Genomic DNA, 17,512 nt, shown 5'->3' with positions numbered 1-17,512 from the left:
AGTGCCTGAGTACCTGAGTGCCTGAGTAAGCCGTGGCGAAGCAAGTTAGCAGTCCACTATCCGCAACCAGTAACGAGTAACGAGTAACGAGCAACGAGCAACGAGTAACGAGCAACAAGCAACCAGCATCCATTTCCTCTAATGTGTACTATTGTTTCTATTGTGGTTTTTTTTTGAGTGCCTGAGTTCCTGAGTGCCTGAGTAAGCCGTGGCGAAGCAAGTTAGCAGTCCACTATCCGCAACCAGTAACGAGTAACGAGTAACGAGCAACCAGTGACCAGCAACAAGCAACCAGCAACGAGTCCGCCAGCTGGCGGATTTCCTATTGTCTTCTATTGCCTTCTCTTGTTCCCACACCCTAAAAAAAAAACAGCAGTCGCTTTGATGCACGGCTGCTGCTTGTTTTATGTGTTTCGAAAGTGTTTATTTCTTCCAGAGGCTTTCGAGTTCTTCGAGCGTTTTGCCTTTGGTTTCGGGAACCATTTTCCAGACAAAGAACAGCGAAAGAACGCTCATCAGTCCGTAAAAGCCGTAGGTCATTGCGCCACTCAGTTCCATCATGGCCGGATAGGTCGACGAAATGAAGTAGTTGGCGGCCCACTGTGCTGCAACGGCAATGGCAATGGCTTTCCCGCGTATCTTGTTCGGGAAGATCTCCGAAATAAGTACCCAGGTAATTGGTCCCCACGACATCATAAACGATGCGGTGTAGATGATGATGAAAACCAGGGTGCTGATGCCGATGATCTCGAAATAGGCCAGTCCGGCAATGGCAAACATGCCAAGGGCCATGCCCGCCGAACCAATGATGAGCAGCGGTTTGCGGCCCAGTTTGTCGACTGTTAGGATGGCCACCACGGTAAAGACTACGTTTACCAGTCCCATGATGACGGTTTGCAGCATCGATGCATCTTTTGCGGCGCCCATGCTTTCGAAAATGCGGGGGGCATAGTAAAGCGCCACATTAATGCCTACAAACTGCTGGAAAATAGATAGCAGAATACCAATGATGATGACCACCTTTCCGTAGGAAAAAAGTTTGGCCGAAGCATGGTGCACCAGACTGTTTTTAATATCGGTCATAATAGCCCGTGCACGTTCGGTCCCATTGATGCGGGTTAAAATGGTCATTGCTTCCACTTCGTTGCCTTTAAGCGACAGATAGCGCGGCGTTTCGGGAACAAAAAACAGAAGGATGCCGAACAATCCTGCCGGAATGGTTTCGGAAAGGAACATACGGCGCCATCCGATGGAGTTGACCCATTCGACCGTTTGGCCGTTGGCGATGCCCCAGTTGACAAAATAAACCACCAGCATACCAAAAATAATGGCGAACTGGTTCAGCGAAACCAGGCGCCCGCGGATGTTGGCCGGTGCAATTTCGCCAATGTACATGGGGGTGACGGCCGAAGCGAGTCCGACGCCAACACCACCAATTACCCGGTAGAAGTTAAACATCAGCAATAAACCAATGGTGGGGTTTCCCTGCTGAAAAAAGAGGAATTCGGGAAAAGCCGATCCAAGCGCAGAAACAAAAAACAGGGCAGCAGCCAGCAGGAGTGACTTTTTACGTCCCAGTTTTGAGGCCAGAATACCTGACAGTGCGCCACCAATGATACAGCCGATGAGGGCACTCGAGGTGGTCAGCCCGTGAATGAGCGTGCTGAGTCCCTGGCTGTCGATGAGATAACTTTGGATTGATTTTTCGGCACCCGAAATAACAGCGGTGTCGTAACCAAAAAGCAATCCGCCGAGTGTAGCCACAAAGGTGATGGCAATTACATAAAAGCGGTTGTTATTCATAAGATTTGTTTATTAGTTAGTGTTACAAGTTGCTTAAGAAAACAAATTGAGCCCGATAAAAGACTTGCTATCGGGCTCAATGTTGTGCACATGATTAATCATGTATTTTTATTGAATCCGATGGGATCAAATATAATAATTAATCAATTGTTCAAGCATTTCCTGCTTACCACTAATTTGTTTCGGTTCGCCTACTTTTTTGGCTACTTCGTACAGTTGTTCGAGGCTCAGTTTACCAGCTTCGAAGGCTGCACCGTCGCCGCTGTTGAACGAAGCGTAACGGTCGGCACGCATTTTCAGGAAGTCGGAGTTGCTGAGAATGTTGTCTGCAATCACCAGTGCACGGGCAAATACATCCATACCACCAATGTGGGCGATGAAGATGTCCTGCAGGTCGGTAGAGTTACGACGGGTTTTGGCGTCGAAGTTGATACCGCCGTGTTCGAAACCTCCGGCAGGAAGTATTTCGAGCATGGCTTCGGTGATTTCGTAAATGTTGGTTGGGAATTCGTCGGTATCCCATCCGTTTTGGTAATCGCCTTTGTTGGCATCGATTGAACCCAGTTTGCCTGCATCGGCAGCCATGCGCAGTTCGTGAGCAAAAGTATGACCGGCCAAAGTAGCGTGGTTTACTTCAACATTCAGTTTGAAATCGTCGATCAATCCCTGAGCATTCAGGAAGCCCAATACGGTTTGGGTATCGAAATCGTACTGGTGCTTGGTGGGCTCCATGGGTTTGGGTTCGATAAAGAAAGTGCCTTTGAATCCTTGTTTTCGGGCATAGTCGCGGGCCATGCGCAGGAACTGTCCCAGGTGGTCGAGTTCTTTCTTGGTGTTGGTGTTCAGCAGGCTCATGTAGCCTTCGCGTCCTCCCCAGAATACATAACCGGTTCCGTTCAGCGCAATGGTGGCGTCGATGGCATTTTTTACCTGTACGCCGGCATTGGCCAGTACGTTGAAATCGGGGTTGGTCGAAGCGCCGTTCATGTAGCGTGGATTGCTGAATACGTTGGCAGTACCCCACAGCAGTTGAACGCCCGATTCTTTTTGCTTTTGTTTGGCAATTTCGACCATGGCGGCCAGGTTCTTTTCAATTTCGAAAACCGAACCGTCGCCGGCCACATCGGTGTCGTGGAAACAGTAATAAGGTGCACCAATTTTGGTGATGAACTCAAAAGCTGCATCCATGCGTGCCTTGTTGGCATCCATTAAGTTTTTAGGCTCGTCCCATGGGAAGATTTGTGTTCCCGGACCAAAAGGATCGCCGCCTGTTCCGCAGAAAGTGTGCCAGTAGGCCACTGCAAAACGCAGGTGTTCTTTCATTGTTTTTCCGGCTACGACTTTGTTTTCGTCGTACCATTTAAATGCCATTGGATTTTTTGAATCCTTGCCTTCGTATTGAATCTTATCGATTCCTTTGAAGTACTCTTTTTCTCCGATTAATACGCTCATAATTCTATTTGTTTGTCCATCCCGGCCCGGGGCAGGGAAGGAAGTTTATAATAAAAGTTGATAAGTCAATAGTCAATAGTCAATAAGTCATTGAAAAAGTCATTAAGTTAATAAGTCAATGGTTCCCGATATCGCTGCGCTCATTCCCGAAAATCGGGACAGGCAGGGACTGGTCGCTATCGCTCCCAGCATTTAGGAAAGGGTCATTGGAAAAAGGATCGTTGGTAAATCCTTTTCCGTATTCGGTTTCAATTTCGTGAACTGTGTCTGGGCCAATTTTTGAAATGTATGCATTCAACATCAATGCAATTTCTGGACTACCTTCCAGCAACTGTCACCCGGCTCCATCGCCTTTTGATATACCTTTAAATCGTCAAGTTTCATTTTAGTTGTTTTTAAAATTCAACTGTATTTCTTTTTTTCACTCAATGACCAATGACTCTTTCCTTTTTCCTCTCAATGACCAATGACTTTTTTCTATTTCAATGACTCTTTCTTTTTTTTACTTAATGACCAATGAGTCTTTCCCTTTTCAATGACTTTTTTCAGGTAGCCCCTGATTCCTCCCCTTTAGGGGAGGTTAGGAGGGGTTATATCTTTCCAGTTCTTCTTTCCACTTTCCATACGCCGCTTCGTAAGCTGCTTTCTTCGTAGCATCGGGCACAATGGTTTCGAGTTTTTTCAAACTGCCAAAGGCTTCGGCAAACGACTGGTAATAGCCCGATCCAACAGCTGCTCCGCGGGCTGCGCCAATCGAACCGTCGGTGTTGTACAGCTCGATGGTGGCACCGCTGATGCCGGCCAGGGTTTCGCGGAAAATGGGACTCAGAAACATGTTGGCTTTTCCGGCACGGATTACCTGGGCATCAATTCCGATTTGTTTCATGATTTCCATCCCGTAGTTGAATGAAAACACAATGCCTTCCTGTGCAGCACGGAAAAGATGGGCCTGCGAGTGGGTGTTGAAACTGATTCCGCTGATTTGCGAACCGATGTTTTTGTCGCGCAAAACGCGTTCGGCACCGTTTCCAAAGGGAAGTATGCTTACGCCTTCGGAGCCGATGGGGATTTTTGCGGCCAGTTCGTTCATTTGCACATAATTGTAGGCCGAATTGCCAACATTTTTGTTCATCCACGAGTTGAGGATGCCGGTACCGTTAATGCAAAGCAGCACGCCCAGGCGGTTTTGTTCGGGGCTGTGGTTCACGTGGGCAAAGGTATTTACGCGTGACCAGGGATCGTATTTCACTTCGTCGCTTACTCCGTAAACAACTCCCGAAGTACCTGCTGTGGTGGCTACTTCGCCCGGGTTGAGCACATTAAGCGACAGCGCGTTGTTGGGCTGGTCGCCTCCGCGGTAGCTTACTTTTATCCCTTCGGCCAGTCCGAGTTCAGCAGCAACTGCTGCTGTAACCTTTCCCTGTACGGAGAAAGTAGGACGAATTTCAGGAATGACCGATTCGCTGAATCCATAGTGTTCCATCAACATCTTTGAAAGCCCGTTGGCCTGGAAGTCCCAGAACATGCCTTCCGAGAGGCCCGAAATGGTGGTGCTGCATTCGCCGGTAAGGCGCATGGCAATGTAGTCGCCGGGCAACATGATTTTATCAATTTTTGCAAACACTTCGGGTTCATTTTCTTTTACCCACATCAGTTTCGATGCGGTAAAATTACCCGGAGAGTTCAAGAGGCTCGACAGGCAACGCTCGCCACCCAGTGAGTCGAAAGCCCTGCTTCCAATTTCGGCAGCACGGCTGTCGCACCAGATAATTGAGGGGCGAAGTACATTTTTATCTTTGTCGACTACCACCAGGCCGTGCATCTGGTACGAAATACCGATTGCTTCGATGTTTTTCGGGTCGATGCCCGAGCTTTTCATCACCGACTGGCTGGCCAGTTTCAGGTTTTCCCACCAAAGGTCGGGATGTTGTTCAGCCCAACCGGCCTGGCTGGCTGTAATTTTCATTTCCTGTTTTGGGAAAAAATCGGAAGCAAGGCACTCTCCGCTTTCTCCGTTGATCAACGATGCCTTGACCGATGAACTGCCTATGTCGTATCCTAAAAAGTACATATCGTTTTGTTTTATTGTTTTATAGTTAGTTGTTTACTTAAAATGAGTTGCGCAGAATCATGCTGGTAGGAACCACGGTTTTCATTTCACCCGGATTCAGAACGTACTCGGCTGCCAGCGCTCCCATGCGCATAAAATCGGTCGAAATCACCGTAATGCCTTCTTTAATGTATTTTTTCATGGGCGTTTCGTTGTACGAAATAATGCCTACATCGTGGCCCAATACCAGTTTTTCCTCGTGCGCACGATCGAGTATGCGCGTAAGGGTCCGGTCGCTTACCAGCAAATAGAGGTCTCCTTTTTCGATGTTCAGTTTTTTTGCATCGAAAAGCAGCTCCGAATGAATTTGGTATTTGCTGCAGAACTGCTGAAAATTGTCGATCGATTCTTTGGGGTGGAAAGTCCAGTTTTCGGGATAGAGATAAACAAAGCGTTTATATCTTTTTATCCTGTCGAGCTGTTTTTCCAGGTTGTGGTAAAGTCCTTCTCCAAAATCCTGGCTGACGTACGAATGATGCTTTGCTGTATGAATGTTCCAGTCGATCACCAGTAATTTTTCAGTCGGGATGGTGCTGATGATTTTTTTCATCCGCGGGTGATCGAAATTCATGATAATGTAATGACTGTATTTACCTATACTGTCGTTGATGATGGTTTCGAACACCTTGAAATTGTAATGGTGAAACATCAGATCGACCGAGATATTTTCAGGCAGATTGGAGCGGAAACCATCGTACAATACTTCCTTGTAAGCTTTGAATGTATCGAGGAAAAGCAATACCCTGTTGAGTTGTTTCGAAACAAAGTAACCCCGGTTGGGGACCGATTCAACAATGCCCCGGTTTTTCAGTTCACTGTAGGCCTTAAAAACCGTATCGCGCGAGAGCGAGGCATTTTTTACCAGCTCGTTGACCGAAGGCAGCATGTCGCCATGTGCCAGTGAGCCTTCACTGATGGCATTGGCAATGGCATCGACCAGCTGAATGTATTTCAGCGAGTTGGATTGTGTGTTGATGTTGAATTGAAACGACATGCTGTTCTGGTCTGTTCTGGTCTGCAAATATAGAACAGGAAAATGAATATTCAATGAGGCGGCGGAATTTTTTGCTGGCGATTGTGGAGAAAGGGGTTGGGAACAGGCAAAAGAAATTTATAAAAGACTGTTATTTAGAATTATTCCAAAAATTATATCTTTGCCCCTCAGAAAAGAAGAAGGCAAAGAAGATGACGGAGCACGATTACAAAGGGAAGAAAGTAGCGTTTTATACACTGGGTTGCAAACTCAATTTTGCAGAATCGTCGAGCATGGCCCGCAAGTTTGAGGAAATGGGCTTTGAGCGGGTCGATTACAAGGAAGAGGCCGATGTGTATGTAATTAATTCATGCACGGTGACTGCCGAGAGCGACAAGAAAAGCCGCAACCTGATCCGATCGGCCATGAAGCGCAATCCGAATGCTGTAATGATGGTAACCGGATGTTATGCCCAGTTGAAGAGCGATGAGGTGGCGCATCTGAAAGGGGTCGATTATGTGCTGGGTTCGGGCGAGAAAATGAACATCACCAGCTATGTTAACGGCCTCGAAAAAAATGAGGCGCCCATTGTCAGGGTTACCGATCACCGCAAAATCAAAAACTTTTTTTCGTCGTATTCCTATGGCGACCGTACCCGTACTTTTTTAAAGGTACAGGACGGGTGTAACTATTTTTGCACTTTTTGCACCATCCCGATGGCCCGGGGAATGAGTCGCAACGATTCGATTGAGAATACCGTGGCCGAAGCCCGTAAAGTAGTAGCTAAAGGCACCCGGGAGATCATACTTACAGGAGTGAATATTGGTGATTTTGGCCGTTCAACAGGTGAAAAGTTCATCGATTTACTGAAGGCACTCGACGAGGTGGAAGGATTGGAACGCATCAGGATTTCGTCGGTGGAACCCAATTTGCTTACGGATGAAATTATTGAGTTTGTTGCTGCTTCGAAGCGCTTTGTTCCTCATTTTCATATTCCTCTTCAGGCGGGTTCCAACGAAGTACTGGCCTTGATGAAGCGGAAATACCAGCGCGAGGTGTTTGCTGAAAGGGTGGAGCGCATCAAAGCGCTGATGCCCGATGCCTTTATTGGCGTTGATGTGATTGCAGGTACCAATGGCGAAACCGACGATTTCTTTAAAGATTCGTACCAGTTTGTAGTTGATCAGGATGTGAGTCAGCTGCATGTATTTCCTTATTCTGAACGGCCCGGCACCTTTGCTTTGAAGATTCCACACGTGGTTCCGGTACCCGAGCGCAAAGCAAGGGTGCAACGTTACCTCGATCTTTCGGAACGAAAACTGAGCATGTTTTATCAGTCGCAGCTGGGGAAAACACGCAAAGTGCTTTTTGAACATCAGCAAAAGGGCGACCGCATATTTGGCTGGACCGACAATTATGTACGTGTTGAAGCCCCCTGGGATGAGCAACTGGCTAACCAGGTGATAGATTTTGAACTCAGGGAGATCAACCAACACGGACATGTTGAAGGTGTGCAGGTTTACGCCCATGCAGGACAATGAACTCATACTGAGTGGATCGAAAGCGTTCATCGATTGAATATTTAAATAACTGTCTTTTTTCTTAAGCAGGATCAGGATATTTTGTACATGCATTTGAGTGATTTTCTTTGACAATCCGTCAAATTTCACTTTCTTCACTGATTAATTAAACACGCTAACCGGCTCATGTTTTGAGCTTTTATGCACAGTGTACATGGTCTTGAAAAATCTTTTTACTTTCGTTTTGCTTGTGAGTTGCCTGTTTGCCGGGGCACAGGTTGTAATTAATGAAGTAGTATCGTCGAATTCAACCGGGATCGTTGATGAAGATCAGGAAACCAACGACTGGATTGAATTGTACAATTTCAGCAATGCTTCTGTTAACCTTGAAGGCTTTATTTTGAACGACGATCCGGTCGATTCTTCGGGCTGGGTTTTTCCGGCAGTGAACCTGGCACCCAAATCGTATCTTTTGCTTTTTGCTTCGGGCAAGGACAGAAACACACTCACTTCGAAATACACGACCATTATTCGTAAGCAGGATGTTTGGCGCTACAAGGTACCTTCGGGCAATGATCCGGCCGACAACTGGCGTGAAGCCGATTACAACGATTCGGGATGGCAGAGCGGCGAAAGCGGTTTTGGCTATGGCGATGCGGACGACAATACCATTATTCAGCCCCTGCAAAGTATTTATATTCGCAAAACATTTACGGTTGAAGATCCCGCTGCTGTGAGTAAACTGTGGTTGCATATCGATTACGACGATGCCTTTGTCGCTTTTATCAATGGCAGGGAGGTCGCCAAATCACCCAATATTACGGTGAGTAATAATTACCGTACGGTGAATGTCAGCAGAGATCACGAAGCGGTATTGTACAACGATGGAACACCTGAACGTTTTGAGCTGGAAAATCCTTCTTCATTCCTGAAAAGCGGAGAGAATGTACTGGCTATTCAGGCTCACAATGTGAATAGTACTTCCTCCGATTTTAGTATCATTCCGTTTCTTACGCTTGCTTCCGATGCCTATTCAGTGAATGATGTGGCAGAATTTATTAAAGTAGATGAAGGCTACCTGCATACCAATTTTAAGATCAGTAACGAAGGTGAAAGTCTGTTTCTCTTCAATGCACAGCGGGAACTGATCGACTCGCTCCAGGTAGTTGAGCTGCCTTCGAATGTGAGCTATGGACGTTTTCCCGACGGGGCCATTCCGCTGCGTTATTTCATGCAGCCCACTCCGGGCGCTGTAAATGCCAATCCGTCGGAGGAAATCATGTCCGATTCTGTTGAATTTTCGCTTGCTCCGGGCTATTATCCTTCGGGGAGCAGACTGAGCATGAAGCCCAAAAGTGGTGTTGGTGATGTGCATTATACCATCGATGGGACAGAACCCACCCGGCATTCAGCTAAAGCCGACGGAGTACTGATGCTTTATTCCAACCTGCCCATCAGGGCCCGGGTGATACGTGACGGGGTTGCCGGCCCGGTGCAAACCAGCACTTATCTGGTCGATGCTGAACATAGCCTGCCTGTTGTTTCGCTGGTTACCGATCCGAAACACTTCTTTGATTATCACGAAGGAATTTATGCCGACGGGCCGGGGTGGGTAGCTGAAGTTCCCCATTATGGAGCCAACTATTGGATGGACTGGGAAAAACCAGTGAATGTCGAACTGATCGACCAGGAGGGCAGCGAACAGTTAAATCAGCTGGCGGGAGTAAAAATAATGGGCGGCTGGACCAGGGCCAATGCTCAAAAGGCACTGGCGCTTTTTGCACGAAAATCATATGGCGACGGCGATTTTGACTATCCTTTCTTTGCCGAACGGGTGCACGACGAGTACGATAACTTTGTTTTACGGGCATCGGGCAACGACTGGGGCCGGTCGATGCTGCGCGATGGTTTCTTTTCGGAACTGGCCAAAGGACTCAACATCGACCGGGTGGCCTTTCAGCCTTCGGTACTTTATATTAACGGCGAATACTGGGGGGTTCAAAACATCAGGGAGAAAGTGAATACCAATTACCTGAAACGTACTTACGGCATCGATGAAGACGCGGTTAGTCTGCTGGAAACAACTCCGGGCTATGTGGGCAAGGACGCCCATTATACGCAGCTGGTAAGCTTTCTCGAATCGAATTCTCTTCAGTCGGAAGCCGATTATCAAAAAGTGCTTGAAATGATCGATGTGGACAATTACACCGATTATTTCATGTTCCAGATTTATATCTACAACCGCGACTGGCCGGGAAATAACATCAAATACTGGCGAACCGACTATGCACACAGTCGCTGGCGCTGGATTATGTATGACACCGATTTTGGCTTCGGAATTTATGATCAGAATGAATACAATCACAATGCCATCGAATATGCTACCAGCTCGGCCGGCGGACGCAACTGGCAAAACCCTGCCGAGTCGACTCTCTTGTTCCGTAAACTACTTTCCAATATAAGTTACAGGAATTTGTTTATCAACCGCATGGCCGACAACCTCAATACCCGCTTTCAGCCCGACCGGGTGAATGCAAAAATTGATTCGATTCAGCAGATCATGCAACCCGAAATGCGTGGGCACTTCGAACGCTGGGGACAAAATTACAGTGGCTGGCAGTGGCAGGTCGATCAGTTGAAAACCTATAATCAAAACCGCATCGATGCCATGCGGGATCACATTCGGAGTTATTTCAATATTAATCAGAATTATCGTTTGGTACTCAGGAGCTCGGATGATGCAGGCGGCATTGTTGAACTGAACAGCCTGGTGGTACGAAATTTTCCTTTCTCAGGGATCTATTTTCAGGGGATTCCGGTACGCATCAAAGCCATTCCCAATCCGGGCTATCGGTTTGTGAAGTGGGAAGGAACTTCGGTATCGGACAAAAACGAGCTATTTGTAAACCTGAATTCCCATTCAAATTATAATGCAGTTTTTGAGAAAACGGATGAAAGCAACAAGCAGCTGGTGATTAACGAAATCAATTACAGCTCGACGGATGAATTTGATACCGGCGACTGGATTGAGTTGTACAATGCAGGGGAACAGATCATCGAGCTCGAAGGCTGGACCCTCGACGACGGCAAGTTTGATGAAGCATTTGTCTTTACTGCCGGTAGCACCATTTGGCCCGATTCCTACCTTGTGATTTATGCCGACAGCAACAATTTCATTCGTTATTATCCTTCGTTGAAACAAAAAACCGGCACGCTTCCTTTTAAATTAAACGGGACAAGCGATGTGCTTTCGTTGTACGACGACGAAGGCACCTTAATCGACCGGGTTGCCTACAGTTCATCGGCCCCGTGGCCCGAAGGCGCTGCAGGTCAGGGAGCCACCCTCGAACTAACCTATCCTTATGCCGATAACAGCAAGGCTGAAAAGTGGAAGGCGGGAATCAACGGAGGAACGCCGGGAGCACAAAACAGCTCTTTTGTAGTAAGTACCAGCCCTGCATTGTTGGCCACTACCGAAGTGGGATGTTTTCCCACCCGGTTTAGCGACTTCACGACCCTGCATTTTTATGGAAGGGCCGACGATGCCTATGAAATCAGCATACTTGATTTGCAGGGAAGGGTATATGAAAGCTTGTCGGGGACCAGCAGGACGGAAGGAGCACATTATTTGAAAATCTTCGAAAACGCAGCAAACTACCGTTCGGGCATCTACCTGGTGCAGGTAAAAACCAGTCTTTATTCAAAAACACTGAAAGTTATCAAATATTGAAGGCCATGATTGATTTTGAAAAATTGTGTACCGAAGTACAGCGCTGTGTGATCGATACGGCTGTGATGATCAGGAAAGAAAGAGAAAACTTCTCGCTTGAGCAGGATGTCGAAACAAAAGGTCCCAGCGACTTTGTAACGCGTATCGACAAGTTGTCGGAAGAAATGCTGGTGAAAGAACTATCGCTTTTATTGCCCGAAGCAGGTTTCATTGCTGAAGAAGGAACAAGCAGTAAAGTAGGAGAGGTGTACAACTGGATCATCGACCCCATTGACGGAACCACCAATTTTATTCATGGTTTATCGCCTCATGCCATCAGTGTGGCCCTGCAGCGCAACAATGAAATGGTGATTGGCGTGGTGTATGAAATTGTACATCAGGAAATGTTTTGTGCCTGGGAAGGAAGTGCTGCTTTTCTGAATGGACAGAGGATAAGTGTCAGCCAATGCGAGCGACATGAACAGGCGCTTATTTCAACTGGCTTTCCTTACCGTGATTTCAGTCAGCTTGATGCCTACTTCGCTACCATGAAAAAGTTCATGGAAATCAGCAGTGGCGTGCGGCGCTTTGGTTCAGCAGCCATCGATCTGTGTTATGTGGCCTGTGGTCGCTTCGATGCTTTTTGGGAATATGGTCTTAAATCGTACGACATGGCAGCCGGTGCCTTCATCCTCGAAAGGGCCGGTGGCAAGGTTTCTGATTTTAATGGTGAAAACCAATACCTTGAAAATGGAAACATTGTGGCTGCCAGTGGCCTTTATTTCAGTAATTTTTACGAAATTGTCCATCATCATCTGGGCAACTAATCATGGAAAACAAAAAAACAGAAGCACTTCACCAACTGATCAAGGCAGTCGATCAAAATAATTTTGATCTGGAAGCATGGAAAATAAAGGCAAAGCTGATTTTACAGAAGATTTTTGGCAGCGACGATCCCAAGCTAACATTAATTGAAGCACTGCACTACGATTACTCAAGCTGGTCATTGCGCGATCACTCGGGAGGCAGGCAGCACGACCCGATAAAGGATCAGGCTCGTGAGCTGATTGAAACCGCACTGATCGAACTTTCACTCAACGAAGATGAACACTGGATCGAAGTTTTGCTGAAGAAGTATCTCACAGGGCAGCAATATGACGAGTTGATTTCTTTGCAGCACAACAGCGAGCCCGATAAGGCTGCTTTGTCGGAATATTTTAGTAAAATTGCACCCGAAATCAAAGATCAGCTTCTTGTGCAAATTCTGCTGAGTAAATAAAATGAAGAAAAGTGCGGCGTACTATTTATTGAGACTGCTTACCCGGCCCATGCAGCTTTTTCCTCTTGAGTTTCATTACAGAATCTCGGGATTGTTGTATCTGCTGGTATACCGTTTATTTCAATACCGAAGGAATGTTGTACGCAGCAATCTTCAGAATGCTTTTCCCGAAAAGAGCAGGGAGCACTTACTGCAAATTGAAAAGGACTTCTATCACGGCTTCTGTGATATGTTTGTCGAAACCCTATATTTTACCCATCTCTCTTACAAGAAGGAAGCAAAACGGCTGAAGATTGAAAACCTTGAGCTGGTTAATGAATTGCTCGATTCAGGTAAAAGCATCATTGCAGTAACCGGTCATTTCGGAAACTGGGAATTTATGCAGCTGTTCATCAATCAATTGAGTGTTGATGTCTATTTTGTTTACAAACGTTTGAGCAATCCCGCATTTGATCAGTTCTACCGCGAATTGCGTTCGCGTGCTGCCGTACCGCTCGAAATGAGGCAAACCTTCAGGACCCTGCTCAAAAAGGCACAAAATAAGGAACAGTTTGCTGCTTATTTCATCAGTGATCAGCGACCTGTTGAAAAGGAAATTCAGCACTGGCTCACCTTTTTAAATCAGGATACCCCGGTGATGCTGGGAACCGAGCGAATTGCTCAGAAGGTGGATGCGGCGGTGGTTTATGTTGAACTTTCAAAGATCAGGCGGGGTTATCACTCGGTGCATTTCGAGTTGATAACAACCCATGCTGCTTCGAGCCCAAAAACTGAAATCACACAAAAATTTATGCAATTGCTCGAGAATTCAGTAAAAAAACACCCCGATCAATACTTTTGGACCCATAAACGCTGGAAGTTTCAAAGAAACTCAAATACTTAAGTAGGTTTTAAATAAGTATTCTATTATCTTGCCTCGCTATTTGATTAAGCCCTGAAAACACAATATATAAAGTGAAGTTTGCAATTGTAATACTCAACTGGAATGGCAAAACCCATCTTCAAAAGTACTTGCCATTTGTTGTAAAATATTCTACTGGTGAGAATATTGAACTCGTTGTGGCCGACAATGGTTCAGACGACGATTCACTGGCTTTCCTTAAAAGTGCCTATCCGCAGATCAGAGTCATCGAACTCGACAAAAATTATGGTTTTGCAGGAGGTTACAATAAGGCACTCCAACTGGTTGAGTCCGATTTATATTGTTTGCTTAACAGCGATGTGAGGGTCAGTCGTAACTGGCTTAAGCCGGTCATTCAAACATTTGGCAGAAATGAAGATATTGCTGCCATTCAACCAAAAATACTTTCCGATCGTGACTGGTCGCGCTTTGAACATGCAGGTGCCGCTGGTGGTTTTATCGATCGTTATGCCTATCCCTTCTGTCGTGGACGCATCATGAATGCCATTGAGTACGATAAGGGACAATACAATCAGCCGGTAGATATTTTCTGGGCTTCTGGGGCTTGTTTGTTTATCCGCGCTTCGGTCTTTCATGAGCAGGGCGGTTTCGATGCCGATTTTTTTGCTCACATGGAAGAAATTGACTTATGCTGGCGCATCAAAAACAAGGGAATGCGCGTGGTGTATCAGCCGCTTAGCAAGGTGTACCATTACGGCGGAGCAACGCTCGAATACAACAACCCCTACAAGTTGTTTCTCAATTTCAGAAACAGTTTATGGACCCTTTATAAAAATTACAACGGACCAGCATTAAAATGGATGATGATCAAACGGATGCTCATCGATACCACTGCCATTCTCAAATTTCTTATATCTTTTAATTTTAGCAGTGCATTGGCTGTTATAAAAGCCCACGCGGCCTATTACCGGTCGAAAAAGGAACTACGCAAAAAGCGTTCAGAATTGCAAAAAACGCTGGTGAAGACCGATCACGTTGAAATTTTTAAGAAAAGCATCGTCATTCAGTTTTTCCTTAAATCGCATAAAACCTATAACGATTTAAAACCATTTAAAAAGACGGTGATTAAAACTTCGAAGCATCTTCATTATTGAAAGTATCTTCCTTTTTTATTTTGCTGAAATCGATGCCCAAATCAATGTCGGTATTGTATATCGATTGGCGGTTCAGTGTTTTTAAGCGCTGAAAACCATTGATCCACAGATAGAGAATAAAGGGAACGAACAACAAGAGCAATATGCTGTTACCCGACATCAGCATAAAGTCATAAATTCCGTGTAAGGTAAAAGGAAATAGGAAGGCAGCAAGCAGGTATTTTTTGTGCAAATGTGGATAGAATTTGGCCCTTCCGAAGTAATAGCCCATGGTGATTCCAAACAGGGCATGGGCTGGTACGGCGGTAATTGCTCTTACAAGTCCTGTGCTTAAACCTGACTGGAATACGTACAGTATGTTTTCGACGGCGGCAAAGCCCAGAGAGACAAAGGTGGCATATACAATGCCGTCGAATTTTTCATTAAAGGCCCTGTTCTTCCAGATCAGCAGAAATAGTGCGGCATACTTGAAAGCTTCTTCACACAGTGCTGCCACCATGAAGGCATCCCAGGCAGCTTTGCTCACGGGAGAGAGTGCTTTCCCCGGCACCGAAATCAGCAGTTCAACAAAAATTACCGGAATGCTTACAAGGGCGCCTGCAGCCAGTGACATTGCCAGCAAGCGCCAGGGCTCTTTTTCATATTTATCTCTGAAATAAATATAAAATGCAATGATGGCTACAGGGGCCAGGGCGATGATGAACAAGCCAATCATTTTTCAGCATAATGATGAATGACGGCTTCAAAAACCGCTTCAAGTTTCGGAGCGGCAATGGATGCCACGTCGAGTACCTCGTTGTGCTGATTGCCATCGTCGGCAATGGCCAGTCCGTTGTTGGTGATTACCGAAATTCCAAAAACATCCATGTCCATGTGTTTGGCAACAATTACTTCGGGAACGGTCGACATGCCCACGGCATCACCTCCCAGGGTGTTGAGCAGACGGTATTCGGCAGGAGTTTCAAAGCTGGGGCCGGTTAGTCCTACGTAAACGCCTTCCTGCAATACGATGTCGTTTTTGCGTGCAAAATTACGGGCAAAGTCGCACAGTTCTGGATGATAGGCCTTCGACATATCGGGAAAACGGGGACCCATCTCCGGAAAGTTTTTTCCCAACAACGGATTCACACCAAACAGGCTGATATGATCGGTAATCATCATCACATCGCCTACCTCAAAACTGTAGTTGGTGCCGCCTGCTGCATTCGAAACCAGCAGCAGTTCAACTCCCAGCATCCTGAACACCCTGATGGGAAAAGTAACTTCTTCCATGCTGTATCCTTCGTAAAAGTGGAAACGACCCTGCATGGCCAATACCTGTACCCCGTTTATCGTCCCGGTGATGAGCCTTCCCGAATGGCCTTCGACCGTTGAAACCGGAAAATTGGGAATCTGATCGTAAGATAATGAGTACTGATTTTCAATTTTATTTACAAAATTGCCTAAGCCTGAACCCAGAATGATGGCAATTTTTCCGTTAAAGCCACTTTTATCTTTTATGAACTTTGCTGTTGCTTCTATTTTCTGTAACATAATTTAAAATGCGTTTATTGAATGATTCTTTACTACGATCGAGAAATTTAATCTCAATGGGAATGTAATATAAATTTTCGATAAATTCTTTGGGCAGCTTGTCGATTGACTTGATGCGAACCAGATCTTTCTCGGTGGTGATAATTATTTTCTCTTTGGCAGAAAGTGTTGTGTACTGCTCTTCCAGTTTTTCAATATCGCTTGCCGTGTACAGGTAATGGTCGGAGTATTCAATATGAATAATTTCTCCAACCTGAGGCGTAAGATAATCGACCAAAGGTTGGGAGTTGGCAATTCCGGTAATCAGCATCACACTATACTTTCGCATGTCGTTGCTGAACAGGTGCAGACCTTTTTCAGCCGGGGTGATTTCTCCGTATACGATACTTGTAAAAAACAGGTTTTGGTAGGGGCGTATATCGAGTTTGTTTTTAATAATGCGTTGTTCGATGGGCTGCAGGTGAGGCGGGCATTTGGTGAAAATGATGAAGTTGGCACGGTACCTCGAACTGGCTGACTCACGGAGTCGCCCAACGGGGAGCAGTTCATCATCAAAAATCTGCCGTTTATAATCAATCAGCAAGATGTTGATATTGGCTTTGACACTGCGGTGCTGAAAAGCATCGTCGAGTACAATCACATCAATTTCGCTTTCGGGCATGTTCATGAGCTTTTTAATTCCCACAGCTCTTTTTTCGCAGACAGCAACCGGTATCTCCGGAAATTTCTGTTTAATTTGAACGGGTTCATCACCGATGTCTTTGATCCCCGATTTAAGACCGGCCAGCACAAAACCTTTGGTTTTTCTTTTATAGCCACGACTTAAGAAAGCGACCCTGAAATTCTTTTTCAAAATACTTATAAGGTATTCGGCATGGGGTGTTTTACCCGTACCGCCGGCAGTTAGGTTGCCTACCGATATGATGGGTATGGAAAACTCGTACTGTTTCAGCATTCCTGCATCGTAAAGAAAGTTACGAATGGCAATTACCAATGCATATACCAGTTTAAATGGATATAGAAGTATCTTCATCATGTGTTAACAGTGGGGTAAGTTACGAAGAAGAGTGACACGCACAAAAAAAGTTGCCTGTAAAGTACAGACAACCTTTCTTGT

Annotated in this window: 13 protein-coding genes; 6 read left to right on the top strand and 7 right to left on the bottom strand. The window is 45.9% G+C overall.

Annotated features, from left to right (window positions below):
- Positions 1–423 precede the first annotated feature (423 nt).
- The 4 genes from xylE to FHS86_RS15665 all read right to left on the bottom strand — a co-directional run bounded on the left by xylE (position 424) and on the right by FHS86_RS15665 (position 6,359).
- Entirely contained in the window at positions 424–1,803 is a 1,380-nt protein-coding gene (gene xylE, locus FHS86_RS15680; RefSeq protein WP_429415796.1) for a D-xylose transporter XylE, read from the bottom strand.
- Positions 1,804–1,929: 126 nt separating this feature from the next.
- The gene (xylA, locus tag FHS86_RS15675) at positions 1,930–3,255 is read right to left on the bottom strand and encodes a xylose isomerase (protein WP_429415793.1); all 1,326 of its coding nucleotides are present in this window, start codon (positions 3,253–3,255) and stop codon (positions 1,930–1,932) included.
- Between the two features lie 580 nt (positions 3,256–3,835).
- Positions 3,836–5,326, bottom strand: coding sequence for a xylulokinase (locus tag FHS86_RS15670; RefSeq protein WP_429415791.1), 1,491 nt, complete (start codon positions 5,324–5,326; stop codon positions 3,836–3,838).
- A gap of 37 nt (positions 5,327–5,363) precedes the next feature.
- A complete protein-coding gene (locus FHS86_RS15665; protein WP_429415788.1) occupies positions 5,364–6,359 on the bottom strand; it encodes a GntR family transcriptional regulator in 996 nt (331 codons plus the stop codon).
- Positions 6,360–6,550: 191 nt separating this feature from the next.
- On the opposite strand from FHS86_RS15665, the gene mtaB reads away from it, so the two are divergent.
- From mtaB to FHS86_RS15635, 6 genes are all read left to right on the top strand, one after another.
- The gene (gene mtaB / locus FHS86_RS15660) at positions 6,551–7,879 is read left to right on the top strand and encodes a tRNA (N(6)-L-threonylcarbamoyladenosine(37)-C(2))-methylthiotransferase MtaB (protein WP_429415785.1); all 1,329 of its coding nucleotides are present in this window, start codon (positions 6,551–6,553) and stop codon (positions 7,877–7,879) included.
- 193 nt (positions 7,880–8,072) lie between these two features.
- Positions 8,073–11,588, top strand: a complete 3,516-nt coding sequence (locus FHS86_RS15655) for a CotH kinase family protein (protein ID WP_429415782.1) — start codon at positions 8,073–8,075, stop codon at positions 11,586–11,588.
- Between the two features lie 5 nt (positions 11,589–11,593).
- Positions 11,594–12,394 (top strand): inositol monophosphatase family protein, encoded by an 801-nt coding sequence (locus tag FHS86_RS15650; protein ID WP_429415779.1) that lies wholly within the window; start codon positions 11,594–11,596, stop codon positions 12,392–12,394.
- A 2-nt stretch (positions 12,395–12,396) separates the two neighbouring features.
- Complete coding sequence (locus FHS86_RS15645; protein ID WP_429415776.1) at positions 12,397–12,846, top strand: hypothetical protein; 450 nt, start codon at positions 12,397–12,399, stop codon at positions 12,844–12,846.
- Between the two features lies 1 nt (position 12,847).
- The gene (locus FHS86_RS15640; RefSeq protein ID WP_429415773.1) at positions 12,848–13,729 is read left to right on the top strand and encodes a lysophospholipid acyltransferase family protein; all 882 of its coding nucleotides are present in this window, start codon (positions 12,848–12,850) and stop codon (positions 13,727–13,729) included.
- Positions 13,730–13,800: 71 nt separating this feature from the next.
- The gene (locus FHS86_RS15635; protein WP_429415770.1) at positions 13,801–14,862 is read left to right on the top strand and encodes a glycosyltransferase family 2 protein; all 1,062 of its coding nucleotides are present in this window, start codon (positions 13,801–13,803) and stop codon (positions 14,860–14,862) included.
- On the opposite strand, the gene FHS86_RS15630 is transcribed toward FHS86_RS15635, so the two are convergent.
- From FHS86_RS15630 to lpxK, 3 genes are read right to left on the bottom strand one after another with little or no spacing between them, the layout of a single operon-like run.
- A complete protein-coding gene (locus FHS86_RS15630) occupies positions 14,834–15,577 on the bottom strand; it encodes a PrsW family intramembrane metalloprotease (RefSeq protein ID WP_429415767.1) in 744 nt (247 codons plus the stop codon). The genes FHS86_RS15635 and FHS86_RS15630 overlap by 29 nt on opposite strands.
- Complete coding sequence (locus FHS86_RS15625; RefSeq protein WP_429415765.1) at positions 15,574–16,395, bottom strand: purine-nucleoside phosphorylase; 822 nt, start codon at positions 16,393–16,395, stop codon at positions 15,574–15,576. The genes FHS86_RS15630 and FHS86_RS15625 overlap by 4 nt, the downstream gene beginning before the upstream one ends.
- A complete protein-coding gene (gene lpxK / locus FHS86_RS15620; protein ID WP_429415762.1) occupies positions 16,352–17,431 on the bottom strand; it encodes a tetraacyldisaccharide 4'-kinase in 1,080 nt (359 codons plus the stop codon). Before lpxK ends, FHS86_RS15625 begins: the two co-directional genes overlap by 44 nt.
- Between the last annotated feature and the right edge of the window lie 81 nt (positions 17,432–17,512).

It is taken from the genome of Roseimarinus sediminis, from assembly GCF_050433125.1.
GTDB classification, from domain to species: Bacteria; Bacteroidota; Bacteroidia; order Bacteroidales; family Prolixibacteraceae; genus Roseimarinus; species Roseimarinus sediminis.
Note: the sequence above shows the minus strand (reverse complement) of the source record. Positions and strands in the feature narration are given on the sequence as shown.